Origin of the sequence: Arenibaculum sp., assembly GCF_035998295.1 — a bacterium.
GTDB lineage: Bacteria > Pseudomonadota > Alphaproteobacteria > Azospirillales > Azospirillaceae > DASYHS01.
In genome coordinates this window covers 13,760-39,254 of sequence record NZ_DASYHS010000157.1, presented here as the reverse complement: position 1 = coordinate 39,254, position 25,495 = coordinate 13,760, and the positions used below count along the sequence as shown (strand labels likewise).

The following is a 25,495-nucleotide window of genomic DNA, read 5'->3' as shown; positions in this document are numbered from 1 at the left end:
ACATCCACCTGGACCCACCGGTCGGTCGCGCTCGAATGTTGCCGCCAAGTGCTTCGATCGTCCGTTATGAAGTCGGAGAGCCGGAGCGGTGGTCCGCAGCAGCGAAACATGGCAGGTTGGCGAGAGCCCGGACGGCCGGGTGCCGCCGCCGGGCGGAAGAGGATCGGGAGGACGCCGTGGCATACGAACGGGAATTGCGCCTGGCGCCGCGGCGCGCCATCGCCCTCGTCCTGGCGGGAGGGCGCGGCAGTCGGCTGAAGCAGCTGACGGATCGGCGCGCGAAGCCTGCGGTCCATTTCGGCGGCAAGTACCGGATCATCGACTTCGCACTGTCGAACTGCATCAATTCCGGCTTCCGCCGGATCAGCGTGCTCACGCAGTACAAATCGCACTCGCTGCTGGTGCATCTCCAGCGCGGCTGGAACTGGTTGCGCGGCGAGATGGGCGAGTACGTCGACTTCCTGCCGGCCCAGCAGCGCATCGACGAGACCAGCTGGTACCAGGGCACGGCCGACGCCGTGTACCAGAACCTGGACATCCTCAGAAGCCGTGGCGCCGACTACGTGCTCATCCTGGCCGGCGATCACATCTACAAGATGGACTACGCGGCGATGCTGGCCGAGCACGTCGAGCGCGGCGCCGACGTCACCGTGCCCTGCGTCGAGGTCCCGCGCCTGCAGGCGACGGGCTTCGGCGTGATGCATGTCGACGAGACCGACCGCGTCGTCAGCTTCCTGGAGAAGCCGGCCGATCCGCCGGCGATTCCGGGCAAGCCCGACCGCGCGCTCGCCAGCATGGGCATCTATGTCTTCAACGCCCGTTTCCTCTATGACCAACTGATGCGCGACGCGGCGGACCCGACGTCCAGCCGCGACTTCGGCAAGGACATCATCCCGTACCTGGTGCCGCGTGCGAAGGTGATGGCGCACAGGTTCGAGAACTCGGCGGTGCGGACCGAGCAGGAGGCGGAACCCTACTGGCGCGACGTCGGTACGATCGATGCCTACTGGGAAGCGAACCTGGACCTGACCTCGGTAACGCCGGCGCTCAACCTCTACGACCGGGAATGGCCGATCTTCACCTACCAGGAGCAGTTGCCGCCGGCGAAGTTCGTGTTCGACGACGAACGGCGGCGCGGCATGGCGGTGGACAGCCTGGTGTCGGGCGGCTGCGTCATCTCGGGCTCGTCGGTGCGGCGCTCGCTGCTGTTCAGCCAGGTGCGGGTCAACAGCTATTGCCGGCTCGACGAAGCGGTGGTGCTGCCCCAGGTCGAGATCGGCCGCCACGCGCGGCTGAGCCGGGCCGTCGTCGACCGCGGCTGCCGTATCCCCGATCACCTCGTCGTCGGCGAGGACCCGGAGGAGGACGCCCGCCGGTTCTACAGGACCGATCAGGGGATCACGCTGATCACGCGCGAGATGCTGGCCCGACTCGGCTGAGGCGGGTATAACCTCGGGCATGCGTATCCTTCACGTCGCTTCGGAGTGCTACCCGCTTATCAAAACGGGTGGCTTGGCGGACGTCGTCGCGGCGCTGCCGCCGGCCCAGGCGCTGCTCGGCGCCGACGCGCGGCTGCTGCTGCCCGGATATCCGGCCGTGCTAGACGGGCTCGCCGACGCGCGGCGCATCCGCCATTTGCCCGATCCCTGGACCGGAGGGACGGCGCGGCTCGTCCACGGGACGACGCCGGCCGGGGTCGCGTGCTACGCGGTCGAGGCGCCGGAGCTGTTCGGCCGGCCCGGCAACCCCTATGTCGACCCGTTCGGCCGGGACTGGCCGGACAACCACCGGCGCTTCGCGCTGCTGGGCTGGGTGGCGGCCTGGCTCGCCGGGCCGGGCGGCGGGCCGCGCTGGCGGCCCGACATCGTCCATGGTCACGACTGGCAGGCCGGACTGGCCCCGGCCTATCTCGCCCATGCCGGGGGGCCGCGCCCGGCGGCGGTGACGACGATCCACAACATCGCCTACCAGGGCGTCTTCCCCGCCGGCCTGTTCGATGAGCTGCATCTGCCGCCGGCGGCCTTCGCGATCGACGGCGTCGAGTATTACGGCGGCGTCGGCTTCCTGAAATCCGGCTTGTGGCACGCCGACCGCATCACGACCGTGAGCCCGAGCTATGCCGCCGAAATCCGCTCGCCCGGCGGCGGCATGGGGCTGGAGGGGCTGCTCGCGGCCCGTTCCTCCGACCTGCTGGGTATCCTCAACGGGGTCGACTACGCGGTGTGGGACCCCTCGGGAGACCCGCTGCTGCCGGCGCGCTACGATGCCGACGACCTCTCCGGCAAGGCGAAGTGCAAGGCGGCGCTCCAGGCGGAGCTGGGGCTCGACGTCGCGCCGGAGCCGCCACTGTTCGCGGTCGTGACCAGGCTGACGGAGCAGAAGGGTTTCGACCTGCTGCTGGAGGCGGCACCGATGCTGCTCGGGCGCGGCGGCCAACTCGCCGTGCTCGGCAGTGGCGAGCCCTGGCTGGAGGACGGCTTCCGCTCGCTGGCGGCGCGATTCCCCGGCCGGGCGGCGACCGTGATCGGGTACGACGAGGCGCTGTCGCACCGGATGCAGGGCGGGGCCGACCTGATCGTCCTGCCGAGCCGGTCGGAGCCTTGCGGCTTGGTCCAGATGTTCGGCCTACGGTACGGCACCCTGCCGCTGGTGCGCCGCGTCGGCGGCCTCGCCGACACGGTGGTGGACGCGGACGAGGCGGCGCTCCGGTCCGGGCGCGCGACCGGCTTCACGTTCGATGACGCCGCCCCCGAGGCGCTGTCGCGCGCGATCGAACGCGCGCTGGCGCTGTTCCGCCGTCCGGGCGACTGGCGTGCCGTCCAGCGCCATGCGATGTCCCGCGACTTCAGCTGGGCCGCGAGCGCGACGAGCTACCTGGATCTCTACCGGACCCTGTATCTCGAGGTGTGAGGACCGGCCGCCTGACGATTGGCCCTTCCATAAGCGGCTCGCGATGTGCAAATACGGTGCACCGAGACCGGCTTCGACAAACCGATCGCCAGACATTGAGCCAAGCGCTGAACATCGCCGGGCGCGACCCGGCGCTGGAGACGCTCCGCCGCGTCTTCGGCTACGAGAGCTTCCGCGGCCCGCAGGCGGAGATCATCGAGCACGTGGTCGCCGGCGGCGACGCGCTGGTGCTGATGCCGACCGGCGGCGGCAAGTCGCTGTGCTTCCAGATCCCGGCGCTGGTGCGCCCCGGGCTTGCGGTCGTGGTCTCGCCGTTGATCGCGCTGATGCGCGACCAGGTAGATGCGCTGCGCCAGGTGGGCGTTTCGGCGGCCTATCTCAACTCGTCCCTGGACTGGCGCGACGCGCTCGACGTCGAGCGCCAGATCGCCGCGGGCGCCCTCGACCTCGTCTACGTCGCGCCCGAGCGGCTGGTGACGCCGCGGTTCTTGGAGCTGCTGTCGCAGACGGAACCGAGCCTGTTCGCGCTCGACGAAGCGCATTGCGTCAGCCAATGGGGCCACGACTTCCGGCCGGAATACCTCCAGCTCTCGCTGCTGCACGAGCGCTTCCCGACCGTGCCGCGCATCGCCCTGACCGCGACGGCCGATGCGCAGACCCGCGCGGACATCCAGCAGCGCCTCGGCCTGCAGGACGCGCGGGTCTTCATCTCCAGTTTCGACCGGCCGAACATCACCTATCGCATCCTCCAGAAGCGCGAGCCCAAGCGCCAGCTCCTGGATTTCATCCAGGCGAATCACCCCGAGGATGCCGGCATCGTCTACTGCCTGTCGCGGGCGAAGGTGGAGGAGACGGCGGAGTGGCTGGCCGAGCGCACCGGGCGCGAGGTGATCCCCTACCATGCCGGACTCGACCCGGCGCGGCGCGAGGCGAACCAGGACCGCTTCATCAAGGGCGAGGGGGTGATCGTGGTCGCCACGGTCGCCTTCGGCATGGGCATCGACAAGCCCAATGTCCGCTTCGTCGCGCATCTCGACCTGCCACGCTCGCTGGAGGCCTACTACCAGGAGACCGGGCGCGCGGGGCGCGACGGGCTGCCGGCGACGGCATGGCTCTCCTACGGGGTCCAGGACGTCGTGATGATCCGCCAGATGCTGGAGGGATCGGACGCGGCCGAGACCTTCAAGCGGGTCGAGCGGGCGAAGCTGGAGGCGCTGGTCGGCTATTGCGAGACGGCGTCGTGCCGGCGCCAGGTGCTGCTGAACTATTTCGGCGAGGTGCTGGCGGAGCCGTGCGGCAACTGCGACACCTGCTTCGAGCCGGTAGAAACCTATGATGGTACGGTGGTGGCGCAGAAGGCATTGTCGGCCGCCTATCGCACGGGGCAGCGGTTCGGGGCGGGCCACCTGATCGACGTGCTGCGCGGCACGGCGACCGAGAAGGTGACGAAGTTCGGCCACGATCGCATCCGCACCTTCGGAGTCGGGGCGGACCTGTCGAAGCAGGACTGGCAGTCGGTGTTCCGCCAGCTGATCGCTGGCGGACTGCTCGCGGTTGACCACGAGAACTACGGCGGGCTGTACCTGACGCCGGCCGCGACGGCCGTGGTCAAGGGCGAGCAGGGGGTGCGGCTGAGGCGCGAGGCGGCGGAGCGCACGAAGCGCAGCCTGCGCGAGGCGCGCGGTGCCCGGGCATCGGCGGCGCCGGCCCAGCTCTCGGCCGCGGACGATCGGCTTTGGCACGCGCTGAAGGCCTGCCGGCTGGAGATCGCGCGCGCCCAGGGCGTCCCGCCCTATGTGATCTTCCACGACAGCACGCTGCTGGAGATGGTGCGCGAGAAGCCGCTCGACGAAGGCCGGCTCGCGGCGTTGGCGGGCGTCGGCACGCGCAAGCTGGAGCGCTACGGCGACGCGTTCCTGGGCGTGATCCGGGAGCATGCCGGCACGAACGGGTGACGCCGGCCGCGGCTCTGATATGCTGGCCGGAGCCGAACGCCACCGCCGCGATGCCCGCCTCATGACCATCGACCGCACCCCGTCCCCGCCGCTTCCGGCCCGCAAGCCGCCCGTGGTCCAGGCGTCGGCCCCGCTCCCCGGACGCAAGCCTTCGGCGGGCGCCTTGGCCGCGGCGCCGCCGCCCACCCCCGGCCGCAAGCCGGAGCCGCCGGTCCAGCAGGCCGAGGCGGCGCGGACTGGCGCCCCGGCCCACGGTACCCCGACGGAGGCGGACCGCCTGGGCGAGGCGATCCGCTCGGTCGCCGGGCTTTCGGGCCACAGCTTCCAGACGCTGCTGGCCCAGGCGACGCAGGAGAGCGGGCTGGACCCCAAGGCGCGGAGCCGGACCAGCTCGGCCGTCGGTCCCTTCCAGTTCCTGGAGCGGACCTGGCTCGACATGATCCGCCGCCACGGCGCCGCCTACGGACTGGGCGACCTCGCGCGCGCGGTCACGGTGCGGGACGGCGTCCCGGTCGTCGCGGACGCGCGCCTGCGCAAGCGGATCCTGGCGTTGCGCGAGGATCCGCACCTGTCTGCCGGCATGGCCGCGCGCCATCTGGCGGAGGGGCGCGAGGCCTTGTCGCGCCGTCTCGGCCGGCCCGCGAGCGAGGTCGAGAGCCGCATGGCCTATGTGATGGGGGCGGCGGGGGCGGCGAAGCTGATCACCGCGGCCGAGCGGACCCCGGGCGTGCCGGCGAGCGAGCTGCTGCCCAAGGCGGCCAAGGCGAACCGCCCGCTGTTCCACGATGCCGGCGGCCGGGCGCTGCCGGTGCGCGAGATGGTGGCACGCCTCGCCCGGCGGATGGAGGAGGACGCAATGCGCCTGGGCGCGCTGGAAGCGGCCGGGCAAGGTGGCGCCGGCGCGCCCGAGGCGCCGCGCCGGGACGATGCGCCTCCGAACCCGCTGCTGTTCGCCCAGGAGGAGGGAAGCGGCGTGGAACGGGGCGGCGCCTGACGTCCCCGAGCAGGAACGCAAGGCTTGCATTCCAGGAACGATGGCGCTAGGTTCCGCCGTCTCTGGCGCCGCAGTAGCTCAGGGGTAGAGCAACTGATTCGTAATCAGTAGGTCCGGGGTTCGAATCCCTGCTGCGGCACCACTCTAAGGCCCTGAAACGTAACGCGTTTCGGGGCCTTGCCATGTCCGGGGCCAGCAATCTTCAGACATTCCGTATGTCTGAATTCAGACACCGGTTAGTTGGACGTGCCCGTTCCGGCCCGCTTCCGTTCCTCGAACGCGACCAGCTTCGCGATTACGGCGTCGGCCCTAAAGCCGCTCATCGCGAGGCAGTGCTTGAGTGGCCTTGTAGGCACTTTTCAAGTCGTGGCCGAGCGCTGCCATTGGACTTGCTTCATGTTCATCAGGGCCTCCTTCGTCTCCGCCATTCCGCTCTTCGATGTCTTTCCGCCAGTAGCGCTTCGCACAGTCGGCCGTCTTTGTGCTTGCTTCACTTGGCCCCGCGTAGTCTGCGATGACGTTGCGCTTTACATGGCCGGGGCTCTGTGTTTCTGCTCCTGCCAAAACCTGTCACTCCGGACCCTTAGGATGTCTCTCCAAGAGGATCACCAAGGACTATGAGCCTCGCTGGCCCGCACATAATGGAGCCGTCATGTCCGAGTTCATGAACAAAGTCGTTCTCGTGACCGGTGCCGCCACCGGCATCGGGGAGGCGATTGTCACGAAAGTCCACCAACTCGGCGCGACCGTCGTCGCGACCGGCCGGAGCCTGGAGGGCGTGTCCGCCCTGGCCGCGCGCCTCGACCGTTCGGGCGAGCGCGTGTTTCCGCTCGAAGCGGACGTGCGGGACCCCGGTGCCGTCGCGGCCATGGTCGAGGCGGTCCTTCGCCGGTTCGGTGCTCTCCACTGCGCGGTGAACAACGCCGGCATCACCGGCCCACGGGCTTCGATCGAAGACACGACCGTCGAGACCTGGAACGACGTGCTGGCGACGGATCTCGGCGGGGTGTTCTTCGGCCTGAAGTACGAGTTGCCGGCCATCGTTCGCAGCGGCGGCGGCTCGATCGTCAACATGTCCTCCGCCAATGGGGTGGTGGGCGTTGCCGGCGTCGGCGCCTACACGGCGGCCAAGCACGGCATCCTCGGCCTCACGCGGACGGCCGCGCTGGAATATGCCGGCCGCGGCGTGAGGGTGAATGCCGTCGGCCCGGGATACGTGGACACGCCCCGCATGAAGCTCCTGCCCGAGGAGGACCGCATGGCCATGGCCGCGAGCCATCCGATGGGCCGCATGGCCGAACGCGAGGAGGTCGCCGAGCTCGTCGCCTTTCTGCTCTCGGACCGCGCGTCCTTCATCACCGGCAGCTTCCACCCCGTCGATGGCGGCTATACCGCCCGATGATCCGGCCCGCTCCGGCCGTGCACCCTCAGTCCGCCGCCCGTTCCGCCATCAGGTCGTCGGCGAAGGCCGCCACCACCCGGGTCGGCTGGACGCCCCGCCGCAGCACCAGATCGAACAGGGCGTCGTAGGAAAGGGCGTCCGGCAGCAGCGCCTGCAAGGCTCCCGCCTCGACCCACCGGCGCGCGTAGTGCGTCGGCAGGAACCCCAGATAGGCCCCGGACAGGATCAGCGCCGCCTGCGCCTCCATGTTGAAGACGGTGGCCGCCGCCGCTGCCGGCGGCAGGTCGAGGCGCACGATGTCGTGCTGGTTCCAGTAGCCCCGCGTCACGATGCGCGCGCGCCGGATCTCGTCCAGGCCGATGCTCCCGGCCGCGAACAGCCGATGCCCGAACCCGCAGTAGAAGTCCTGCCGCTCCGCGTAGAGCGGCGCATAGGTCAGGCTGGGCACGCGGCGCGGGAAGCTGCCGACCGCGAGGTCCAGGCCGCCGTCGAGCACGCCCTGCTCCAGCTCCTGCGGGCCGGCGATCGACACGCGCAGATGGACGTGGTGGTCGCGCGCCGAGAACCGCCGCACCGCCCGGACCACGGGCGAGGCGTCGTCGGTCACGGTGTTGTCGACCAGCCCCATGCGCAGGTCGCCCGACAGCGCGCCTTTCAGGGAGGCGGCCTGGCTGCGGAACGCCTCGGCCGCGTCGAGGAGCCGGCGCGCCGCGTCGTAGACGATGCGGCCCTTGTCGGTCAGGCGGAACCCGGCCCGCCCGCGCTGGCACAGCTCCACGCCCAGGCGCTGCTCCAGCGCCGCCATGTGGTTGCTGATCGTGGTCGCGGCGATGTTGAGGCGCGGCTGCGCCGCCGCGAAGCCGCCGGCGTCCGCGACCGCGACGAAGACCCTTAGCAGGCGCAGATCGGCGGTGCTGATCCCGGTCATGGTCATCACATTGAAGGATCTCAAAGTGAATCGCACGAATGCGGTATTTTATCCACCGATCCGTCATGCAAGCGTGAACCGTCGAACGGATCTGGGAGACGCGCGATGGCTTGGCGGGTGGATTCGGAAACCGGCGTCCTGCGCGACGTGCTGCTGTGCCGGCCCGATCACTATTCCTGGCAGCCGACCAACAGCATCGCGCGCGCGACCTTGGAGCGCGGCTCCGCCTTCGACCGCGACGCCGCTTCGCGCCAGTACGGCGAGATGGTCGCGGCGCTGGAGGAGGCGGGTGTCCGCTGCCATTACCTTGCTCCCGAGCCGCACCTCCCCTATCAGGTCTATACCAGGGACTCGAGCCAGACGACCCCCTGGGGCCCGGTGCTGACCCAGCTCTTCCGCCCGCAGCGGCGGGGCGAATACGCGTCCGTGCTGGACTTCCACCAGTGCGACGGCGCTGGGTTCTGGCGCATGGGCAGCGCCGGCACGCTGGAGGGCGGCGACATCCACGTGATCCGCCCCGGCCTGCTGCTGGTCGGCTGGACCGGCGAGCGGACCGACCTCGCCGGCGCGCGCCAGTTCGCGGGCTGGTTCGAGGCCGAGGGATGGGAAGTGCGCCTCGAACCCTTCGCCGAGCATTTCCTGCACCTGGACGTCCTGTTCTGCATGGTCGCCGACGGCCTCGCCGTCGCCTGCACGGACGTGCTCGACGACGCGCTGCTCGCCTGGCTGCGGGGACACGGGATCCGACTGCTGCCGGTCTCCTACAAGGCGGCGATGGAGATGGGCTGCAACGTCCTGGCGCTGGGGGGTGGGCGCGTGGTCTCGCCCCGGCACAACGCCGAGCTGAACGCCCGCCTGCGCGCCGAGGGGCTGCGCGTGCTCGACCCCGAGCTGGATCTCTTCACGATGGGCGGCGGCGGCGTACACTGCATGACCATGCCGCTGCGCCGCGACACGCCCTGAGGCCGACCGTTCCCACCAAATCATTCCCGCCAACCGACCGCTGCGAGGTATCGAGATGAGCCAGTCCTCCGCTTCCAACGGCTTCTCCCGCCGCACCCTGCTCAAGGCGACCGCCGCCGCGGCCGCGGTGACCGCGACCGGGCTGCGCGCGCCCTTCGTGCATGCCCAGCAGCGCAGCCTCAAGGTCGGCACCTATGGCGGCTATTTCGAGGAGAGCTTCTCCGAGCACGTCTATCCCGGCTTCACCGAGGCGACCGGCATCGAGGTCGAATCGATCCCGGAGCCGACCGGCGAGGCGTGGCTGGTCCAGCTCCAGGCGGCCGCGCGCGCCGGCCAGGCGCCGGCCGACGTCTCGATGATGGCCCAGGTGCCGATGCTGCGCGGCATCACCGCCGACCTGTGGCAGCCGCTCGACATGGAGCGGATGCCGAACGCGCGCGAAACGATCGCGGAGTTCCGCAACACCTGGCCCGACGGGCGCGTCGCCGGCGTCCCCGCGGTCACCTGGTACATCACGCTGGTGACCAACACCGACGTCTATCCCCAGCCGCCGGAGAGCTGGGCGGACATGTGGGCGCCGGGGAACGAGCGCCGTCTCGGCCTGCTGGCGCTCGCCAGCAACTCCTTCCTGCTCGAGATCACGGCGGAGACCTTCTTCGGCGGCCAGGACCTGCTCGCCACCGACGAGGGCGTCGAGCGGGTCCTCGCCAAGCTCGCCGAACTCAAGCCGAACGTCGCGCTGTGGTACCGCGACGAGGGCCAGTTCCAGCAGGCGCTGCAATCCGGCGAGATCCCGATGGGCCAGTACTATCACGACGTCACCGGGCTCGCCGCGGCCGACGGCTTCCCGGTGCGCTCGACCTTCCCGAAGGAGGGCGGCGTGGTCGACCGCGGTTCCTGGGCGGTGGTACGGTCGTCCGACCGCCTGGAGGAGGCGCAGGTCTTCATCGACTACGTCTCCCAGCCTGAGATCCAGGCCCTGCTCGCCCGCAAGGTCGGCACCGCGCCGACGATCCCGCGCGAACTGCTCGACCTGACGGACGAGGAATTCGCGGCCGTGTCCAGCACCGGGCGGCCGATCATCCCGAACTACGCCCTCTACACCGAGCGCGGCGACCGGATCGCCGACCGGTGGACCGCGATGATCACGGGCTGACCGGGCGATGCACGAGCTGCGGCTGGAGGGCGTGCGCAAGGCCTACGGGCCGGTGCTGGCCGTGACCGACGTCGACCTGCTGGTTCCGGCCGGGGAGCTGGTGTGCTTCCTCGGGCCGTCCGGCTGCGGCAAGACCACCTTGCTGCGCATCGTCGCCGGGCTGGAGGCGCCGTCCGCCGGCCGCGTGCTGCTCGACGAAGCCGACATCACGCCGGTGCCGACGGACCGGCGCCAGTTCGGCATGGTGTTCCAGTCGCTGGCCCTGTTCGGCCATCTCTCGATCGGCGACAACATCGCCTATCCGCTGCGCATCCGCGGCGTGCCCGCGGCCCGGCGCCGGGCCCGGGTCGAGGAGCTGCTGGAACTGGTCCGCCTGCCCGGCGTCGCGGAGCGCTCCGTCACCCAGATCTCGGGCGGGCAGCGCCAGCGCATCGCGATCGCCCGCGCGCTCGCGATGGAGCCGAAGCTGCTGCTGCTGGACGAGCCGCTCTCCGCGCTCGACGCCAAGCTGCGCGAGGCGATGCAGATCGAGCTGCGGCTGCTCCAGCAGCGGCTCGGCATCACCTCCGTCCTGGTCACCCACGACCAGCGCGAGGCCATGACCATGGCGGATCGCATCGTCGTGATGGGCGAGCGGCGCATCCAGCAGGTGGGCCGGCCGCTCGACATCTACCGCAACCCCGCCAACACCTTCGTCGCCGACTTCATAGGGACCAGCAATCTGCTGCCGGTCCGCCTGGCGCCCGGCGGCGTCCGCTTCGCCGACCGCGTCGTCCAGGTGGACCGCGTGCCGGCCGGCCTCGCGGACGGAGCGGCGGCGACCCTGCTGGTCCGGCCCGAGGAACTGCACGTGCGGCCGGGGCTCGATGCGGCCGGCGCCGGACTGCCGGCCCGGGTCGCTTTCGTGCGCGATCTCGGAAGCATCGTCGAGGTCCATGTCGACTGCGCCGGCAGCCGGCTGGTCGCGACCGCGTTGCGCAAGGACCAGCCTCCGCTGGCTCCAGGGCAGGAGGTGGCGCTGGACCTGCCGGCCGAGGCCTGCGTGGTGCTGGCGGCATGACGGCCGGAACGGTGCCATCGGGGCTGCGCGGCCATCTGCCGGTGATCTACCCGGCGCTGATGCTGCTGGTCTTCTTCGTGGCCCCGTTCGCGATCATGCTGGCCTTCAGCTTCTTCCACCGGGTCGAGGGCGGCTTCCACGAGCCGGCGTTCGAACTGTCGAACTATGCCCGTTTCCTTTCGCCGCTGTTCGTCTCGGTGCTGGGCTTCTCGATCCTCCTGTGCTCGCTGGCGGCAGTGATCTGCGTACTGGCGGCGCTGCCCTTCACCTGGCTGCTCGGCCGCTCCACGCCGCGCGTCCAGACGGCGTGGCTCGTCTTCATCCTGTCGGTGCTGTCCCTGTCCGAGGTGATCGTCGGCTTCTCCTGGTCGGTGCTGCTCTCGCGCACGGCCGGAATATCGAACCTGCTGGTGGCGCTCGGCCTCGCGGACGGGCCGCAGGCCTACGCGCCGGGCTTCGCGGCGCTGCTGCTGGGCCTGTGCTATCTCAGCTTTCCCTATGCGGTGCTGGTCCTGTACCCCTCGGTCGTGCGCCTCGACCCGCAACTGACCGAGGCGGCGCGCACCCTGGGCGCCAGTCCGCTGGTCGGCTTCCTGACCGTGGTGGTGCCGTCGCTGCGCCGGGCGATCACCGCGACCTTGATCCTGGTCTTCGTCTTCACGCTCGGCTCCTACGTGCTGCCGCAGGTTCTCGGCCGGCCGCAGCACTGGACGCTGTCGGTATTGATCACCGACCAGGCGGTCTACCAGTCGAACATTCCCTTCGCGGCGGCGATCGCGATCTTCCTGATGCTGGTCAGCCTGGCGCTGATCGGGCTGACCCTGCTGCTTTCGGGCGAGAGGCGGGGATGAGGCGCGCGAACCTGGCCGGGCGGCTGTTCATGGGCGCGGTCGCGCTGTTCCTGGCCGCGCCCCTGGTCGTGATCGCCGGCGTCTCGCTCAACGGGCAGCGCCGCCTGCTGTTTCCGCCCGAAGCGCCGTCCTTGCGCTGGTACACGGCCTTCGCCGGCGATGCCGGCTGGACCGGGGCGCTGACGAACAGCGTCGCGATCGCACTGTGCTCGGCGGCACTGGCGGTGTCGATCGCGCTGCCGCTGTCCTGGTTCCTGTGGCGCTACCGGGTGCGCTACGCGCGTGCGCTGTTCACGCTCGGGGTGGCGCCGTTCATCCTGCCGCCCGTGGTGACGGCGCTGGGCTTCCTGGTGTTCTGGACCTCGGTCGGGCTCTACGGGGACATCCTGGCGACGATCATCTCGCACGGCATCTTCTTCGTGACCCTGCCGCTGGTGAACCTGTCGCTGGGCTTCGAGTCGATCGAGCGCGAGACGGTGGAGGCGGCGCGCACGCTGGGCGCCGACGACCGGACGGTGTTCCGCACCGTCGTGCTGCCGGCGATCCTGCCCTATCTGCTGTCGGGCTACGCTTTCGCCTTCGTGCTCAGCATCAACGAGTACATCGTCGCCTACATGGTCTCGGGCTTCACGGTGGAGACGGTGCCGATCCGCATCTACAACGCGCTGCGCTACGGCTACTCGCCCGTGATGGCGGTGGTCGCGGTGCTGTTCGTGACCGTGTCGCTGACGGTATTCGGCCTGATGGCCCGCAAGGGCCGCCTGCTGCGCCTGCTCGGGCGGGATCGGGCGTGAAGCGCGCCGCCGCCTGCCTCATCCTGCTGTGCGCCGGCTGCGCCGGCCTTGCGGAGGCCGGGCCGGAGCGCGGTCTCGTGCCGTACGCGTGCGGCGACGAGACGGCGGTCGCGCGCTTTTCCGATGGTGCCGTGTCGCTCGCGCTGACCGAAGCCGATCTCCGTCTGCCGCAGGTGCCTGCCGCGTCGGGAGCTCGCTACGAGGCGGACGGCACCCTGTTCTGGATCAGGGGCGAAGAGGCGCTCCTGGAGCGTGCGGGCGGGCCTGCGCGAACCTGCGCCGTCGGCCCGCCGGCGAGATGGCGGGACGCGGCGGAGGCGGGGACCGACCTGCGGGCGGTGGGCCAGGAGCCGGGCTGGCTGCTCGACCTCGACCTGGGGAAAGGAATCGTGCTCCGGGCGGATTACGGCGAGACCGTCGTCAGCACGCCCGCTCCGGCGCCCGGTGCCGGGACCTTGTCCTGGCACGCTCGTGCCGGTAGCCGGCGCCTGTCGGTGGCGGCCGAGGAGCGTGTCTGCCGGGACGCGATGAGCGGCCAGCCCTACCCGCTGGCGGTCGCCGTCACGCTCGACGAGCAGGTCCTGCACGGGTGCGGGACATGGCTGGGCGGGAGCCATCCTATGGCGACAGCGCCTCGATAATACGGCATTCCGACACGAGGCCGCCGCGGCACTGATGCGCGAGGCGCTCGAGTTCCGCGCGCAGCCGTTCCAGATCGGCGATCTTGCGCTCGACCGCCTGGAGCTGGTCGACGACCAGCGCATCCACCTCGCCGCAGGGGCGGTTCGGCTGGTCGGCGAGCGCCAGCATCGCGCGGACCGCCTCCAGCGGGAAGCCGAGCTCACGCGCCTTGCGGACGAAGCTCAGGCGCGCGGCGTGGGCTTCGCCGTAGCTGCGGTAGTTGCCCGCCGTCCGCTCGGGCTGCGGCAGGATGCCGACCTTCTCGTAGAAGCGGATGGTCTCCGGTTTCGTACCGGTCGCCTTGCCGAGCGCGCCGATCGTCATGCCGCCGTCCATGAAAAACTCCCTTGACCCTATAGCGACTACAGGGTCCATCTTGGGCAGCGGCACGCATCCGAGCAAGGGATACAATCATGGGCGCCAAGTGCTGCGGCAGCACCTGCTCCTCGTCGAAGCCGCCGGTCGACCGGACCTATCGCCGCGTCCTCTGGGCGGCGCTGGTCGTCAATGCCGGCATGTTCCTGGTCGAGATCGTCGCGGGAGCCGCGGCGGGCTCGGTCTCCCTCAAGGCCGACGCCATGGACTTCCTGGGCGATGCCGCGAACTACGCGGTCAGCCTGTTCGTTCTCGGCATGGCGCTCGCCGTGCGGGCGCGAGCGGCGCTGCTCAAGGGGATCTCGCTCGGGCTGATCGGCCTCTGGGTCGCGGGGGAAACGGCCTTCAACGCCGTTCACGGCACGGTGCCGGAGGCCGGGATCATGGGCGTCGTCGGTTTCCTGGCGCTCGCCGCCAACTTGGCGGTCGCTGCGATGCTGTTCGCATGGCGGACCGGCGACGCCAACATGCGCTCGGTCTGGATCTGCTCGCGCAACGACGCCATCGGCAACGTCGCCGTCATGATGGCGGCGCTGGGCGTGTTCGGGACCGGCACGGGCTGGCCGGACCTCATCGTCGCCGCGGTGCTGGCGGCCCTGGCGGTGACCGGCGCGGCCCAGATCGTGCGCGGGGCGTTGCAGGAGCTCCGCTCCGCCCGCGGAGCCCCGGTTCCGGCGGAGTGAGCGCTACCGCACCAGCGCCGCCAGCACCGCATTGAGGCGCTGGCGCCCGGCGGCGGCGGCGCGCAGGCGGGTCGCCGTCAGCTCGACGAAACCGGCCGCCGACAGGCGGGCCAGCGCCCCCGGATCGACCGCCTCGTCCACGTCCCGCCCGGTCTCCTCGACCAGGCGGCGGCGCGAGATCCCCTCGGCGAGGCGCAGGCCCATCATCAGCATCTCCTCCAGCCGCGCCTCGGGAGGGACCACCTCCTGCTCGTGGCCGCCATGGCCGCGGCTCTCTACCCGCTCCAGCCAGGCTTCGGGGGCCCGATGGGTGCGCGTCGCGCGCTTCGTCCCGTCCAGCGTCAGCCGCCCGTGCGCCCCGGGGCCGACGCCGACATAGTCGCCGTAGCGCCAGTAGGTCAGGTTGTGCCGGCATTCCTGGCCCGGCCGCGCGTGATTGGAGATCTCGTAGGCGGGCAGGCCGGCCGTCTCCAGCACCTCCTGCGTCGCTTCGTGCAGTGCCGCGGCCGTGTCCTCGTCCGGCAGCACCAGCTCGCCCCGGCCGTGCAGCGTGTGGAAGCGGGTCCCCTCTTCGATCGTAAGCTGGTAGACCGACAGGTGCCCGACCGCGAGACCGACGGCACGGGCCAGCTCGGCCCGCCACGCTGCCTCGTCCTGGCCGGGCCGGGCATAGATCAGGTCGAACGAGAAGCGCTCGAAATGCCGTGCCGCCAGCCCGATGGCGTCCAGCGCCTCGGCCGAGTCGTGCCGCCGGCCGAGGAAGCGCAACGCCGCGTCGTCCAGCGCCTGCACGCCGAGCGAAAGCCGGTTGACGCCGGCAGCCCGGAACGCCCGGAACCGCCCGGCCTCGGCGGAGGTCGGGTTCGCCTCCAGCGTCACCTCCAGGCCGGGCGCGATCGTCCAGTGGCGGGCCACCCGCTCGATCACGGCGCCCGCGGTCGCCGGCTCCATCAGCGAGGGCGTGCCGCCGCCGAAGAAGATGGACGTGACCGTGCGTCCCGGCGTCAGCGCGGCGTAATGGTCCAGCTCCGCCAGCAGGGCCCGGCGCCAGCGGTCATGCTCCACCCGCTCGCGGACATGGCTGTTGAAGTCGCAATAGGGGCATTTCGACAGGCAGAACGGCCAGTGCACGTAGATGCCGAAGCCCGCCTCGTTCTCCGTCTCCGCGTTCGCCGTCTCCGCCTTCTCCGTCGCCGCGTCCTGCATCATCACGTGAAGCATGCCGCCAGCAGCCGGCGGAACGCATCGGCGCGATGGCTGATGCGGTCCTTCGACTCGGGCTCCATCTCGCCGAAGGTGTCGGCGAAGCCGTCGGGAACGAAGATCGGGTCGTAGCCGAAGCCCCTGTCGCCCCGCGGCGGCCAGGTCAGCTCTCCGTATACCCGGCCCTCCACCGTCTCGACGTGGCCGTCCGGCCAGGCGAGCGACAGGGCGCAGACGAAATGGGCGTTGCGCGGCGCGTCCTCGGGCAGTTCGCTGTGGACGCGCTCCATCGCGGCCCGGAAGTCCTTGCCCGGTCCGGCCCAGCGTGCCGAGTAGATGCCCGGGCTGCCGCCGAGTGCCGCCACCACCAGCCCGCTGTCGTCGGACAGCGCGGGGCGCCCGCTCGCGGTGGCGGCGGCCAGCGCCTTCAGTTCGGCGTTCTCCCGGAACGTCGTTCCCGTCTCCTCCGGCTCGGGCAGGCCGATCTCGCCGGCCGAGGCGAACCGGGCGACGTGCGGGCGCAGGAGCTGGGCGATCTCCCGCACCTTGCCCTGGTTGTGGCTGGCGATGACGAGTTCGTCGCCCGAGAATTTCCTGCTCATCGGCTTTCCGGAAGGAGGTTGCGGCGTGACGCCCATATGGGGGGTGCCGGCCCTCAGTCCAGGCCGAGCGCGGCGCGCTGGATCTGGGTCAGCTCGGCGATGCCCCCACGCGCGAGGCGCAGCAGCTCGAGGAACTGTTCCTCGGCGAAGGGCTCCTCCTCGGCGGTGCCCTGGATCTCGACGATGCCGCCGGCACCGGTCAGCACGAAATTGGTGTCCGCCTGGCAGGAAGAGTCCTCGGCATAGTCGAGGTCGAGCACGGCCGAGCCCTTGTAGAGGCCGCAGCTCACGGCGGCGACGTGGTCGGTCAGCGGAATCCCGGAGATGCGGCCGATCGCCTTCAGATGCGCAAAAGCCTGGTACAGGGCGACCCAGCTGCCGGTGATCGCGGCCGTCCGGGTGCCGCCGTCGGCCTGAAGCACGTCGCAGTCGACCTTGATCTGCACCTCGCCCATCGCCGCGCGGTCGGTCACCGCGCGCAGCGCCCGTCCGATCAGGCGCTGGATCTCCTGCGTCCGGCCGGACTGCTTGCCGCGCGCCGCCTCGCGGTCGGTGCGGGTATGGGTCGAGCGCGGCAGCATGCCGTATTCGGCCGTCACCCATCCGAGGCCGGTGTTGCGCAGGAAGGGCGGGACCTTCTCGTCGACGCTGGCGGTGCACAGGACATGGGTGTCGCCGAAGCGCACGAGGCACGACCCCTCGGCATGCTTGGCGAAGCCTGGCTCCAGGCTGATGGGGCGCAGGGCGTCGAAGGCTCGGCCGGACGGGCGCATGGGGGTGTCTTCCGCATATGATCGTTTCATGGGGCCGGCAGGCTAGCCGCATGGCCCCGTGCCGTCCAGGGCACGCATTGATAAGGTGCCGCGGCACAACTACATTCGGAACGCCGGTTCCGCCGGTATTTCGTATGTTCCCGTTCGAAGGCCCGTTCGTCGGAAGACATGATCAGCGAACTGAACCAACGGTCGCGCGAGATCTTTCGGACCATCGTCGACGCCTATGTCGAGACGGGGGAGCCGATCGGCTCGCGGACGATCTCGCGCCGGCTCGGCATTACGCTGTCGCCGGCGACGATCCGCAACGTGATGGCGGACCTGGAGGAGCAGGGGCTCCTCTACGCGCCCCACACCTCGGCCGGCCGGCTGCCGACCGAGGCCGGCCTGCGCCTGTTCGTGCACGGCCTGCTCGAGTTGGGCGCGCTCGGCGAGGGCGAGCGCGAGAGCATCGAGATCAAATGCAGGGCTGCCGGCCGCTCCCTGCCGGAACTGCTGACCGAGGCGACGACGATGCTCTCCGGCCTGTCGAGCTGTGCCGGTCTCGTCGTCGCTCCCAAGTCGGACCGCCCGCTGCGCCACATCGAGTTCGTCAACCTCGGCCCCGGCCGCGCCCTCGTCGTGCTCGTCACCGAGGACGGCCTGGTGGAGAACCGCGTCGTCGAGGTGCCGCTGGGCATGCCGGCCTCGACCCTGCAGAGTGCGAGCAACTATCTCAATGCCAAGCTGGTCGGCCGGACCCTCGACGAGACCCGGATCGAGATCCTGTCCGAGATCGAGGCCCAGCGTACCCAGCTCGACGAGTTGTCGTCGCGCGTGGTCGAGGCCGGGCTCGCGACCTGGGCCGGGGCCGGATCGACCGGGCACCTGATCGTCCGCGGTCAGGCGAAGCTGCTCGACGACGTGACGGCGCTGACCGATCTCGAGCGCATCCGCGCCCTGTTCGAAGCGCTGGAAACGAAGGAGTCCATGGTCCGGCTGCTGGATGCGACCGGTAGGGCGGACGGCGTGCAGATCTACATCGGCGCCGAGAATTCCCTGTTCAACTATTCCGGCTGCTCGCTCATCATCGCGCCCTACCAGAACAGCCGCGAGCAGATCGTGGGCGCGATCGGCGTGATCGGTCCGACCCGGATCAATTACGCCCGCATCATTCCGATGGTCGACTACACGGCCAAGGTCATCAGCCGCCTGCTCGGCTGAGCCGGCCGGTCCAACAAGCGACGAGAAGAGTTGCGCATGAACGCCGATTCCAACACCAGCAAGAATCCCGATCCCAGGGACGCCGCCACCCAGCCGGGCCCCGGCGCGCCCAGCCCCGAAGCGGCTGCCGGCGAAACGGCGCCGGCTTCGGAACCCCCGGCCGAGCCGGTGTCGCTCGACGACGACCGCGTGGCCCAGCTCGAAGGCGAGGTGGCGGGCCTGAAGGACCAGCTCCTGCGTGCGGTCGCCGAGACCGAGAACGTGCGCCGGCGTGGCGAGCGGGAGCGCGAGGAGACGTCGCGCTACGCGGTCGCCCGGTTCGCGAAGGAACTGGTGGGGGTGGCCGACAACCTCCAGCGCGCGCTGACCGCCGTGCCTGCCGAGGCGCGCGCGGCCGACGAGGCGCTCAACAACCTGATGGTCGGCGTCGAGGCGACCGAGCGCCAGCTTGCCTCCGCTTTCGACAAGTTCGGGGTGAAGAAGCTCGACAGCCTCGGCAAGGCTTTCGATCCGAACTTCCATCAGGTCGTGATGGAGGTCGAAGCTACGGGGAAGGCCGCGGGCACCGTCGTGCAGGTCCTGCAGGAAGGTTACGTGATCCACGACCGGCTGCTGCGCGAGGCGATGGTCGCGGTCGCCAAGCAGGGCGACGGCCAGGGCCACGTCGATACGACCGCCTGACCCCGCTGGCCTATCCGTGACCTGCCCGATGCCCTGATCGGCCGGCCGAGCGGTCTCCCGGCCGGGAGACCGCTCCCGCATCCATCCGCGGGCGGGCCGATCCGGCGTTCAGCAGTGGCCGGCTTCCCCGGCCAGCAGCGCCTTCAGCAGGTCGCCGCGCGGGTCGGCGGCGGCGGCGGCCTCCTCGGCGGCCAGCGCCGCCAGGCTGATGAAGTGCGCGAGTTCGCCCATCTCGCTGCGCGCGGCGTCGTCGGCGAGACTTTCCAGGCATGACTTGATCGCGATCGCAAGGTCGCGGCGGCTCTCGGACATCTTGAAGCTACCCCCTCGTGCACCCCGTTGGGCCCGGGCGCGTGGCGGATGCCTCCCGGGGCTCCGCGACATTCGCCTTTGGCCGAATGGATATACCATATTCTTCAGGGCAAGTAGACGCTGATAATTCGGTCAGGTTAGAGAAAACTGACAACCGTTAATTGAGCCCTGGCGAATAATCACGCGGGCAGAATTTAAGACTTCGTTAACTTGAAAAGTTGGTTGTCGAACATTCGGCCCCGATATTCGCATGTGTGGCCGCGGCTTCTTCCTCGCGAGATTTACTCCGGGTAGTAGTTCTATCGCGGCAATTCGAGCGGCGTGCGAATATTGCATACTCAGGTATGAAAATGAGGGCGGCGGCCTCGTGCCGCGGGCCGGCCGCCTCCTTTCGGACCGTCGTCCGCCATGTCTGCGCCGCACATCCGCCCCTGTCGCCCGCCGTCCGTCCGTCCGTCCGGCGCCTCTGCCCGGATGCCTCCGCGCCGGCGGTTGCAGCCTCCGGGGCACCTGCCTATATCTGCGTCCAGACGGTTCCTCACCTTATCCATCGACCCTGGGGGCCGTGGCGGTGCCGAGAACACGGGCCGCCGCCGGTCTGCCGCAACGAAGAGGCTTAACATGAGCAAAGTGATCGGTATCGACCTGGGCACGACGAACTCCTGCATCGCGGTCATGGACGGCACGACCGCCAAGGTGATCGAGAACGCCGAGGGGATGCGCACCACGCCTTCGATGGTGGCGTTCACCCAGGGGGGCGAGCGCCTGGTGGGCCAGCCGGCCAAGCGTCAGGCGGTCACGAACCCGGAGAACACGTTCTTTGCCATCAAGCGCCTGATCGGCCGCCGCTACGACGACCCGCTGACCCAGAAGGACAAGGGGCTGGTGCCCTACAAGATCGTCTCGGGCGACAACGGCGACGCCTGGGTCGAGAGCCACGGCAAGAAGTACAGCCCGAGCCAGATCAGCGCCTTCATTCTGCAGAAGATGAAGGAGACGGCCGAGAACTACCTCGGTGAGCCGGTGACCCAGGCGGTCATCACGGTGCCGGCGTACTTCAACGACAGCCAGCGCCAGGCGACCAAGGACGCCGGCAAGATCGCCGGGCTCGAGGTGCTGCGCATCATCAACGAGCCGACGGCGGCGGCTCTCGCCTACGGCATGGAGAAGAAGGGCACCGGGATCATCGCGGTCTACGACCTCGGCGGCGGCACCTTCGACGTCTCGATCCTGGAGATCGGCGACGGCGTGTTCGAGGTGAAGTCGACCAACGGCGACACCTTCCTGGGCGGCGAGGACTTCGACGCCCGCATCATCGACTATCTCGCCGACGAGTTCCGCAAGGAGCAGGGCATCGACCTGCGCAAGGACCGCCTCGCCCTGCAGCGCCTCAAGGAGGCCGCGGAGAAGGCGAAGATCGAGCTGTCGTCGACGCCGCAGACCGAGGTGAACCTGCCCTTCATCACGGCCGACCAGTCCGGCCCGAAGCACCTCAACATCAAGCTGACGCGCGCCAAGCTCGAGGCCCTGGTCGACGACCTGGTCCAGCGCACGATCGAGCCGTGCCGCGCGGCGCTCAAGGACGCCGGCCTGAAGGCGAGCGAGATCAACGAGGTGATCCTGGTCGGCGGCATGACCCGCATGCCGAAGATCATCGAGACCGTGAAGCAGTTCTTCGGACGCGAGCCGCACCGCGGCGTCAACCCCGACGAGGTCGTGGCCGTGGGTGCCGCGATCCAGGGCGGCGTGCTGAAGGGCGACGTCAAGGATGTGCTGCTGCTCGACGTGACCCCGCTCTCGCTCGGCATCGAGACGCTGGGCGGCGTGTTCACCCGCCTGATCGACCGCAACACCACGATCCCGACCCGCAAGAGCCAGGTGTTCTCGACCGCCGAGGACAACCAGAGCGCCGTCACCATCCGCGTCTTCCAGGGCGAGCGCGAGATGGCGGCCGACAACAAGCTGCTCGGCCAGTTCGACCTGGTTGGCATCCCGTCCGCCCCGCGCGGCGTGCCGCAGATCGAGGTGACCTTCGACATCGACGCCAACGGCATCGTCAGCGTCTCGGCGAAGGACAAGGCGACCAGCAAGGAGCAGTCGATCCGCATCCAGGCGTCGGGTGGCCTGTCGGACGCCGACATCGACAAGATGGTCAAGGACGCCGAGGCGCACGCGAGCGAGGACAAGAAGCGCCGCGAACTGGTCGAGCTGCGCAACCACGCCGACTCCCTGATCCATACGACCGAGCGGACGATCAAGGAAGCCGGCGACAAGGTCCCCGCCGGCGACAAGGAGGCGGCCGAGAAAGCCATCGCCGAGCTGCGCACCGCGATAGAGGGAGACGACGGCGCCGCCATCAAGGCCAAGACCGAGGCGCTGGCCCAGGTCTCGATGCGCGTCGGCGAGGCGATGTACAAGGCCGGCCAGGAAGGCGGCGACGGCCCCGGCGCGCCCGGGGCGGGCGGTACCGCCTCTTCCGGCGAGACCGTCGTCGATGCCGACTTCGAGGAGGTCGACGACGACAAGAAGAGCAAGTCGGCCTGATCCCCGGGGCCGGGCCGTACGGCCCGGCCCTTCGTTCATGGTCCGGCGGCCGCCCCGCCCCGCGCAGGATCGCCGGGCGGGGCGGTTTGCGGTTGACACCGTGCCGGCGTCCCCGGACGCTGGCGTCTTCTCCAGAGCCCGCCCGCGGGCGGTGACGATCGACCCCAGGGGCTGAAAGCCGCATGGCGAAACAGGACTATTACGAACTGCTCGGTGTGGCGCGCGGGGCGTCCGCGGATGAGATCAAGAAGGCCTATCGCAAGATGGCCATGCTCTATCATCCCGACCGCAACCCCGGAGACCAGCAGGCCGAGCAGAAATTCAAGGACGTCAACGAGGCCTATGACGTCCTGAAGGACGAGCAGAAGCGCGCCGCCTACGACCGCTTCGGCCATGCCGCCTTCGAGAACGGCGGCGGCCGGGCCGGAGCGGGGGCCGGAGGCTTCGATTTCGGCAGCGGCTTCGCGGACATCTTCGACGAGATGTTCGGCGAGTTCATGGGCGGCCGGCGCGGGGCCGGCGGCGGCGGTCGCGGCGCCGACCTGCGCTACAACCTGGAGATCACCCTCGAGGAGGCGTTCAAGGGGAGTGCGGCGACCGTACGGGTCCCGACCTCCGTGATCTGCGACGTCTGCACGGGCACGGGGGCGGAGGCCGGTACCGCGCCGACCGGCTGCCCGACCTGCGGCGGTATCGGCAAGGTGCGTGCCCAGCAGGGCTTCTTCACGATCGAGCGGACCTGCCCGTCCTGCCACGGGGCCGGCCGGGTCATCAAGGATCCGTGCAAGAACTGCGGCGGCAGCGGGCGCGTGCGCAAGGAGAAGACGCTGCAGGTCAACATCCCGGCCGGAGTGGAGGACGGGACCCGCATCCGTCTCGCCGGCGAGGGCGAGGCCGGGTTGCGCAGCGCTCCGCCCGGCGACCTCTACATCTTCCTCGCGATCGCGCCGCACCGTTTCTTCCAGCGCGACGGGGCGAACCTGCACTGCCGGGTACCGATCCCGATGACGACGGCCGCACTCGGTGGCACGATAGAGGTGCCGACGGTCGACGGCAGCCGAGCCAAGCTGAACGTGCCGTCCGGAACCCAGACCGGCCATCAGTTCCGCCTGAAGGGCAAGGGGATGTCGGTGTTGCGCAGCCCGAACCGCGGCGACATGTACATCCAGGCCATGATCGAGACGCCGGTCAACCTGACCAAGCGTCAGCAGGAACTGCTGCGCGAGTTCGAGAAGGCCGGCGGCAAGGAAGGTTCCCAGCACCCGGAATCCGAAGGCTTCTTCGCGAAGGTGCGCGAACTCTGGGAAGACCTGAAGGACTGACCCGGCACGTTGGAGCGCTACCGGGCGCGCAGGGGGCAATCACGGCGTCGTCGCGGGCGGCTTCCAGGGGAGCGGGCCGGCCATTCCTGAACCGGCCACCGGTCCCGGTGGTTGAGTCGGGAACTGCGCCACCTGCCGTCCGGAGCCCCGATGACACAGCTGAACGTCGCCCTTGCCGTGACCGGCACGGTCGTTCTCCTCGTCGGCCTGCTTTCCAACCGGATCAAGAGAAGCCCCCTCCAGGAGCCGATGATCGCCGTCATGGTAGGCATGGCCGCGGGCCCCTATGCGCTGGGCTGGCTCGACTTGGCGCAATGGGGCGAGGAAGTTCCCATCCTGGAGCAGGCGGCGCGGCTCACCATGGCCATCGGCCTCATGGGCATCGCATTGCGGCTGAAGAGGGACAGCATCCGGTCGCTGTGGCGCCCGGTGGCGGTCCTGCTGCTGCTCGGCATGCTCGGCATGTGGCTCGTCTCCTCCGCGCTCGCGGGCTGGCTGCTCGGCCTGCCCGTCTGGATGGCGCTCCTCCTCGGCGCCGTCGTCACCCCGACCGACCCGGTGGTGGCGAGTTCCATCGTGACGGGCCCCTTCGCCACGAAGCACCTGCCGTTGCACGTGCGCGACGCGATCTCTTTCGAGGCCGGAGCCAATGACGGGCTGGCCTACGTCTTCGTGATGCTGCCGGTGCTGATGCTCGGCCACCCGCCCGACGCGGCGTGGGAACGCTGGTTCCTTCACTCGCTCCTGATAGGCGTCGTCGGGGCCGTTCTCGCCGGCGGCACCGTCGGCTGGGCCGCAGCCAAGCTGCTGGGCCATGCCGAGCGTCGCCGGTACGTCGAGAACACGGCGCTGCTCGGCTACACGGTAGCCTTCTCGCTTCTCACTCTCGGGGCAGGGAAACTCCTCGGCGCGGATGCGCTCATCTCCGTCTTCGTGGCCGGGCTGGTGTTCAACCTCTGCTCGGACAGGCGCGAGGAGCACGAGGAGAGGCACATCCAGGAGGCCGTCGCCAAGCTGTTCACCCTGCCGATGTTCGTGATCTTCGGCGTCGCGCTGCCGCTGGCCGACTGGGTACGCCTGGGCTGGCCGCTGCTAGCACTCGTGGTGCTCCTCCTCCTCCTGCGCCGTCCGCCGGTGGTCGCCACGTTCTTTCCCGGTCTTCGGGGCTGGCTGGATGGCCGGGATACCGCCTATGTCGGCTGGTTCGGGCCGATCGGGGTCGCCGCGATCTACTACGCGGCGTTTGCGCGCGGGCACGTCCACGACCCCGTCGTCTGGCACGCGGCGAGCGCGCTCGTCTTCGGCTCGATCATGGCCCATGGCAGCACGGCGGCGACGCTCACGCGCCTTTATGCACGTCGTCGGCATGAAGGTGCGGAGCAGGCCGGCTGAAGCAGCCTTCGGGCAAAAAGAAAACGGGAGGGGCCAAGCCCCTCCCGTTCCATTACGTCCGTTGCCGGGACCGTCTTACCGGAAGCGGATCTCCGCACGGCGGTTCGACGGCTCGCGCACGCCGTCGCCAGTCGCGATCAGCGGCTGCTCCTCACCGACGCCGGCAGTCGCCACCGCGCCGGCAGGCACGCCGCCGCGCACCAGCGAGTCGCGGACGGCGGTCGCACGCCGCTCCGAAAGGCGCTGGTTGTAGGCCGGCGGGCCGGCGGTGTCGGTGTGGCCGACCACCGCGACGCCAGCCGCGTTGTTGCGGCGGAAGTCGGTGACGACCGTGTTGATGATGTCCTGCGCCGCCGGGGTGATGTTGGCCCGGTCGAAGTCGAAGAACACGAAATAGACCGAGTCGGCCAGGCTCGGCGCCGGGGCCGGGGCGGGCGCCGGAGCGGGTGCCGGCGGAGCCGCGGTGACCTGCGGCGGGCACGGGACCGAACCGTTGTGGAGAACCAGCGAGTCGCCCGCAGCCGAGTACACGGGCTCGTTGGCGCCGTGGACGACCGGGTTGCAGAACTCGCCGGGCTCCTGGGCATTGGCGGCCGGCGCGAAAGCCGTCGCGAAACCGAGCAGAGCGAACGCCGACGAGGCGGTGATGATCTTACGGATCACGAGAGAGACCCCCCTTACTTGAGTGACAGCATTAACAACACGCACGAA

24 protein-coding genes and 1 tRNA gene are annotated in these 25,495 nt (G+C 69.9%); 18 read left to right on the top strand and 7 right to left on the bottom strand.

Translation table 11 applies throughout. The features are described from left to right. The first annotated feature begins 176 nt into the window (after nucleotides 1-176). The 6 genes from glgC to VGO20_RS15735 all read left to right on the top strand — a co-directional run bounded on the left by glgC (nucleotide 177) and on the right by VGO20_RS15735 (nucleotide 7,261). On the top strand, nucleotides 177-1,439 hold the full coding sequence (glgC, locus tag VGO20_RS15760) for a glucose-1-phosphate adenylyltransferase (RefSeq protein WP_327503325.1): 1,263 nt from the start codon (nucleotides 177-179) through the stop codon (nucleotides 1,437-1,439). 19 nt (nucleotides 1,440-1,458) lie between these two features. Continuing rightward, entirely contained in the window at nucleotides 1,459-2,910 is a 1,452-nt protein-coding gene (gene glgA / locus VGO20_RS15755) for a glycogen synthase GlgA (RefSeq protein ID WP_327503324.1), read from the top strand. A 95-nt stretch (nucleotides 2,911-3,005) separates the two neighbouring features. Further along, nucleotides 3,006-4,865, top strand: a complete 1,860-nt coding sequence (gene recQ, locus VGO20_RS15750; RefSeq protein ID WP_327503323.1) for a DNA helicase RecQ — start codon at nucleotides 3,006-3,008, stop codon at nucleotides 4,863-4,865. Nucleotides 4,866-4,926: 61 nt separating this feature from the next. Continuing rightward, nucleotides 4,927-5,859, top strand: a complete 933-nt coding sequence (locus VGO20_RS15745; protein WP_327503322.1) for a lysozyme family protein — start codon at nucleotides 4,927-4,929, stop codon at nucleotides 5,857-5,859. A gap of 67 nt (nucleotides 5,860-5,926) precedes the next feature. Next, a tRNA-Thr gene (locus VGO20_RS15740) sits at nucleotides 5,927-6,001 on the top strand. Between the two features lie 510 nt (nucleotides 6,002-6,511). Beyond that, nucleotides 6,512-7,261: an SDR family NAD(P)-dependent oxidoreductase gene (locus VGO20_RS15735; protein WP_327503321.1), complete on the top strand. Its 750-nt coding sequence runs from the start codon at nucleotides 6,512-6,514 to the stop codon at nucleotides 7,259-7,261. 25 nt (nucleotides 7,262-7,286) lie between these two features. Here VGO20_RS15735 and VGO20_RS15730 read toward each other — a convergent pair whose 3' ends face one another. Next, nucleotides 7,287-8,189 (bottom strand): LysR family transcriptional regulator, encoded by a 903-nt coding sequence (locus VGO20_RS15730; RefSeq protein ID WP_327503320.1) that lies wholly within the window; start codon nucleotides 8,187-8,189, stop codon nucleotides 7,287-7,289. Between the two features lie 105 nt (nucleotides 8,190-8,294). On the opposite strand from VGO20_RS15730, the gene VGO20_RS15725 reads away from it, so the two are divergent. Genes VGO20_RS15725 through VGO20_RS15700 form a run of 6 tightly spaced genes read left to right on the top strand, consistent with a single transcriptional unit; the run spans nucleotide 8,295 to nucleotide 13,654 of the window. Next, nucleotides 8,295-9,152: a dimethylarginine dimethylaminohydrolase family protein gene (locus VGO20_RS15725; protein ID WP_327503319.1), complete on the top strand. Its 858-nt coding sequence runs from the start codon at nucleotides 8,295-8,297 to the stop codon at nucleotides 9,150-9,152. Between the two features lie 55 nt (nucleotides 9,153-9,207). Further along, complete coding sequence (locus tag VGO20_RS15720; RefSeq protein WP_327503318.1) at nucleotides 9,208-10,308, top strand: ABC transporter substrate-binding protein; 1,101 nt, start codon at nucleotides 9,208-9,210, stop codon at nucleotides 10,306-10,308. Between the two features lie 7 nt (nucleotides 10,309-10,315). Next, nucleotides 10,316-11,368 carry an ABC transporter ATP-binding protein gene (locus VGO20_RS15715; RefSeq protein WP_327503317.1) on the top strand — a complete coding sequence of 351 codons (1,053 nt, stop codon included), beginning with the start codon at nucleotides 10,316-10,318 and terminating at the stop codon, nucleotides 11,366-11,368. Continuing rightward, the gene (locus VGO20_RS15710; protein WP_327503316.1) at nucleotides 11,365-12,219 is read left to right on the top strand and encodes an ABC transporter permease; all 855 of its coding nucleotides are present in this window, start codon (nucleotides 11,365-11,367) and stop codon (nucleotides 12,217-12,219) included. The genes VGO20_RS15715 and VGO20_RS15710 overlap by 4 nt, the downstream gene beginning before the upstream one ends. Then, nucleotides 12,216-13,013 (top strand): ABC transporter permease, encoded by a 798-nt coding sequence (locus VGO20_RS15705; RefSeq protein WP_327503315.1) that lies wholly within the window; start codon nucleotides 12,216-12,218, stop codon nucleotides 13,011-13,013. The genes VGO20_RS15710 and VGO20_RS15705 overlap by 4 nt, the downstream gene beginning before the upstream one ends. After that, a complete protein-coding gene (locus VGO20_RS15700; RefSeq protein ID WP_327503314.1) occupies nucleotides 13,010-13,654 on the top strand; it encodes an MliC family protein in 645 nt (214 codons plus the stop codon). The genes VGO20_RS15705 and VGO20_RS15700 overlap by 4 nt, the downstream gene beginning before the upstream one ends. Here the strand turns inward: VGO20_RS15700 and VGO20_RS15695 are convergent. After that, the gene (locus VGO20_RS15695) at nucleotides 13,632-14,030 is read right to left on the bottom strand and encodes a MerR family transcriptional regulator (protein ID WP_327503313.1); all 399 of its coding nucleotides are present in this window, start codon (nucleotides 14,028-14,030) and stop codon (nucleotides 13,632-13,634) included. The two genes, VGO20_RS15700 and VGO20_RS15695, sit on opposite strands and share 23 nt — an antisense overlap. Before the next feature lie 77 nt (nucleotides 14,031-14,107). Here VGO20_RS15695 and VGO20_RS15690 point away from each other — a divergent pair, with 77 nt between their 5' ends. Beyond that, entirely contained in the window at nucleotides 14,108-14,752 is a 645-nt protein-coding gene (locus VGO20_RS15690) for a cation efflux transmembrane domain-containing protein (RefSeq protein ID WP_327503312.1), read from the top strand. Between the two features lie 3 nt (nucleotides 14,753-14,755). Here the strand turns inward: VGO20_RS15690 and hemW are convergent, their stop codons facing one another. From hemW to rph, 3 genes are read right to left on the bottom strand one after another with little or no spacing between them, the layout of a single operon-like run. Next, nucleotides 14,756-15,958: a radical SAM family heme chaperone HemW gene (gene hemW / locus VGO20_RS15685; protein ID WP_327503381.1), complete on the bottom strand. Its 1,203-nt coding sequence runs from the start codon at nucleotides 15,956-15,958 to the stop codon at nucleotides 14,756-14,758. Between the two features lie 2 nt (nucleotides 15,959-15,960). Next, complete coding sequence (rdgB, locus tag VGO20_RS15680) at nucleotides 15,961-16,557, bottom strand: RdgB/HAM1 family non-canonical purine NTP pyrophosphatase (protein WP_327503311.1); 597 nt, start codon at nucleotides 16,555-16,557, stop codon at nucleotides 15,961-15,963. A 53-nt stretch (nucleotides 16,558-16,610) separates the two neighbouring features. Further along, nucleotides 16,611-17,330 (bottom strand): ribonuclease PH, encoded by a 720-nt coding sequence (rph, locus tag VGO20_RS15675; protein WP_327503310.1) that lies wholly within the window; start codon nucleotides 17,328-17,330, stop codon nucleotides 16,611-16,613. A gap of 168 nt (nucleotides 17,331-17,498) precedes the next feature. Between rph and hrcA the strand changes: the two genes are divergently transcribed. Together hrcA and grpE are read left to right on the top strand one after the other, a co-directional pair. Beyond that, complete coding sequence (gene hrcA / locus VGO20_RS15670) at nucleotides 17,499-18,533, top strand: heat-inducible transcriptional repressor HrcA (protein WP_327503309.1); 1,035 nt, start codon at nucleotides 17,499-17,501, stop codon at nucleotides 18,531-18,533. Nucleotides 18,534-18,569: 36 nt separating this feature from the next. Then, nucleotides 18,570-19,214 (top strand): nucleotide exchange factor GrpE, encoded by a 645-nt coding sequence (gene grpE, locus VGO20_RS15665; RefSeq protein WP_327503308.1) that lies wholly within the window; start codon nucleotides 18,570-18,572, stop codon nucleotides 19,212-19,214. A 108-nt stretch (nucleotides 19,215-19,322) separates the two neighbouring features. Here grpE and VGO20_RS15660 read toward each other — a convergent pair whose 3' ends face one another. Further along, nucleotides 19,323-19,526, bottom strand: coding sequence for a hypothetical protein (locus VGO20_RS15660; RefSeq protein WP_327503307.1), 204 nt, complete (start codon nucleotides 19,524-19,526; stop codon nucleotides 19,323-19,325). 621 nt (nucleotides 19,527-20,147) lie between these two features. On the opposite strand from VGO20_RS15660, the gene dnaK reads away from it, so the two are divergent. The 3 genes from dnaK to VGO20_RS15645 all read left to right on the top strand — a co-directional run bounded on the left by dnaK (nucleotide 20,148) and on the right by VGO20_RS15645 (nucleotide 24,784). Then, nucleotides 20,148-22,070: a molecular chaperone DnaK gene (gene dnaK, locus VGO20_RS15655; protein ID WP_327503306.1), complete on the top strand. Its 1,923-nt coding sequence runs from the start codon at nucleotides 20,148-20,150 to the stop codon at nucleotides 22,068-22,070. 182 nt (nucleotides 22,071-22,252) lie between these two features. Next, the gene (gene dnaJ, locus VGO20_RS15650; protein WP_327503305.1) at nucleotides 22,253-23,392 is read left to right on the top strand and encodes a molecular chaperone DnaJ; all 1,140 of its coding nucleotides are present in this window, start codon (nucleotides 22,253-22,255) and stop codon (nucleotides 23,390-23,392) included. Nucleotides 23,393-23,542: 150 nt separating this feature from the next. After that, nucleotides 23,543-24,784, top strand: a complete 1,242-nt coding sequence (locus VGO20_RS15645) for a cation:proton antiporter domain-containing protein (RefSeq protein ID WP_327503304.1) — start codon at nucleotides 23,543-23,545, stop codon at nucleotides 24,782-24,784. Nucleotides 24,785-24,859: 75 nt separating this feature from the next. Here the strand turns inward: VGO20_RS15645 and VGO20_RS15640 are convergent, their stop codons facing one another. Beyond that, nucleotides 24,860-25,447: an OmpA family protein gene (locus VGO20_RS15640; protein ID WP_327503303.1), complete on the bottom strand. Its 588-nt coding sequence runs from the start codon at nucleotides 25,445-25,447 to the stop codon at nucleotides 24,860-24,862. Nucleotides 25,448-25,495 lie beyond the last annotated feature (48 nt).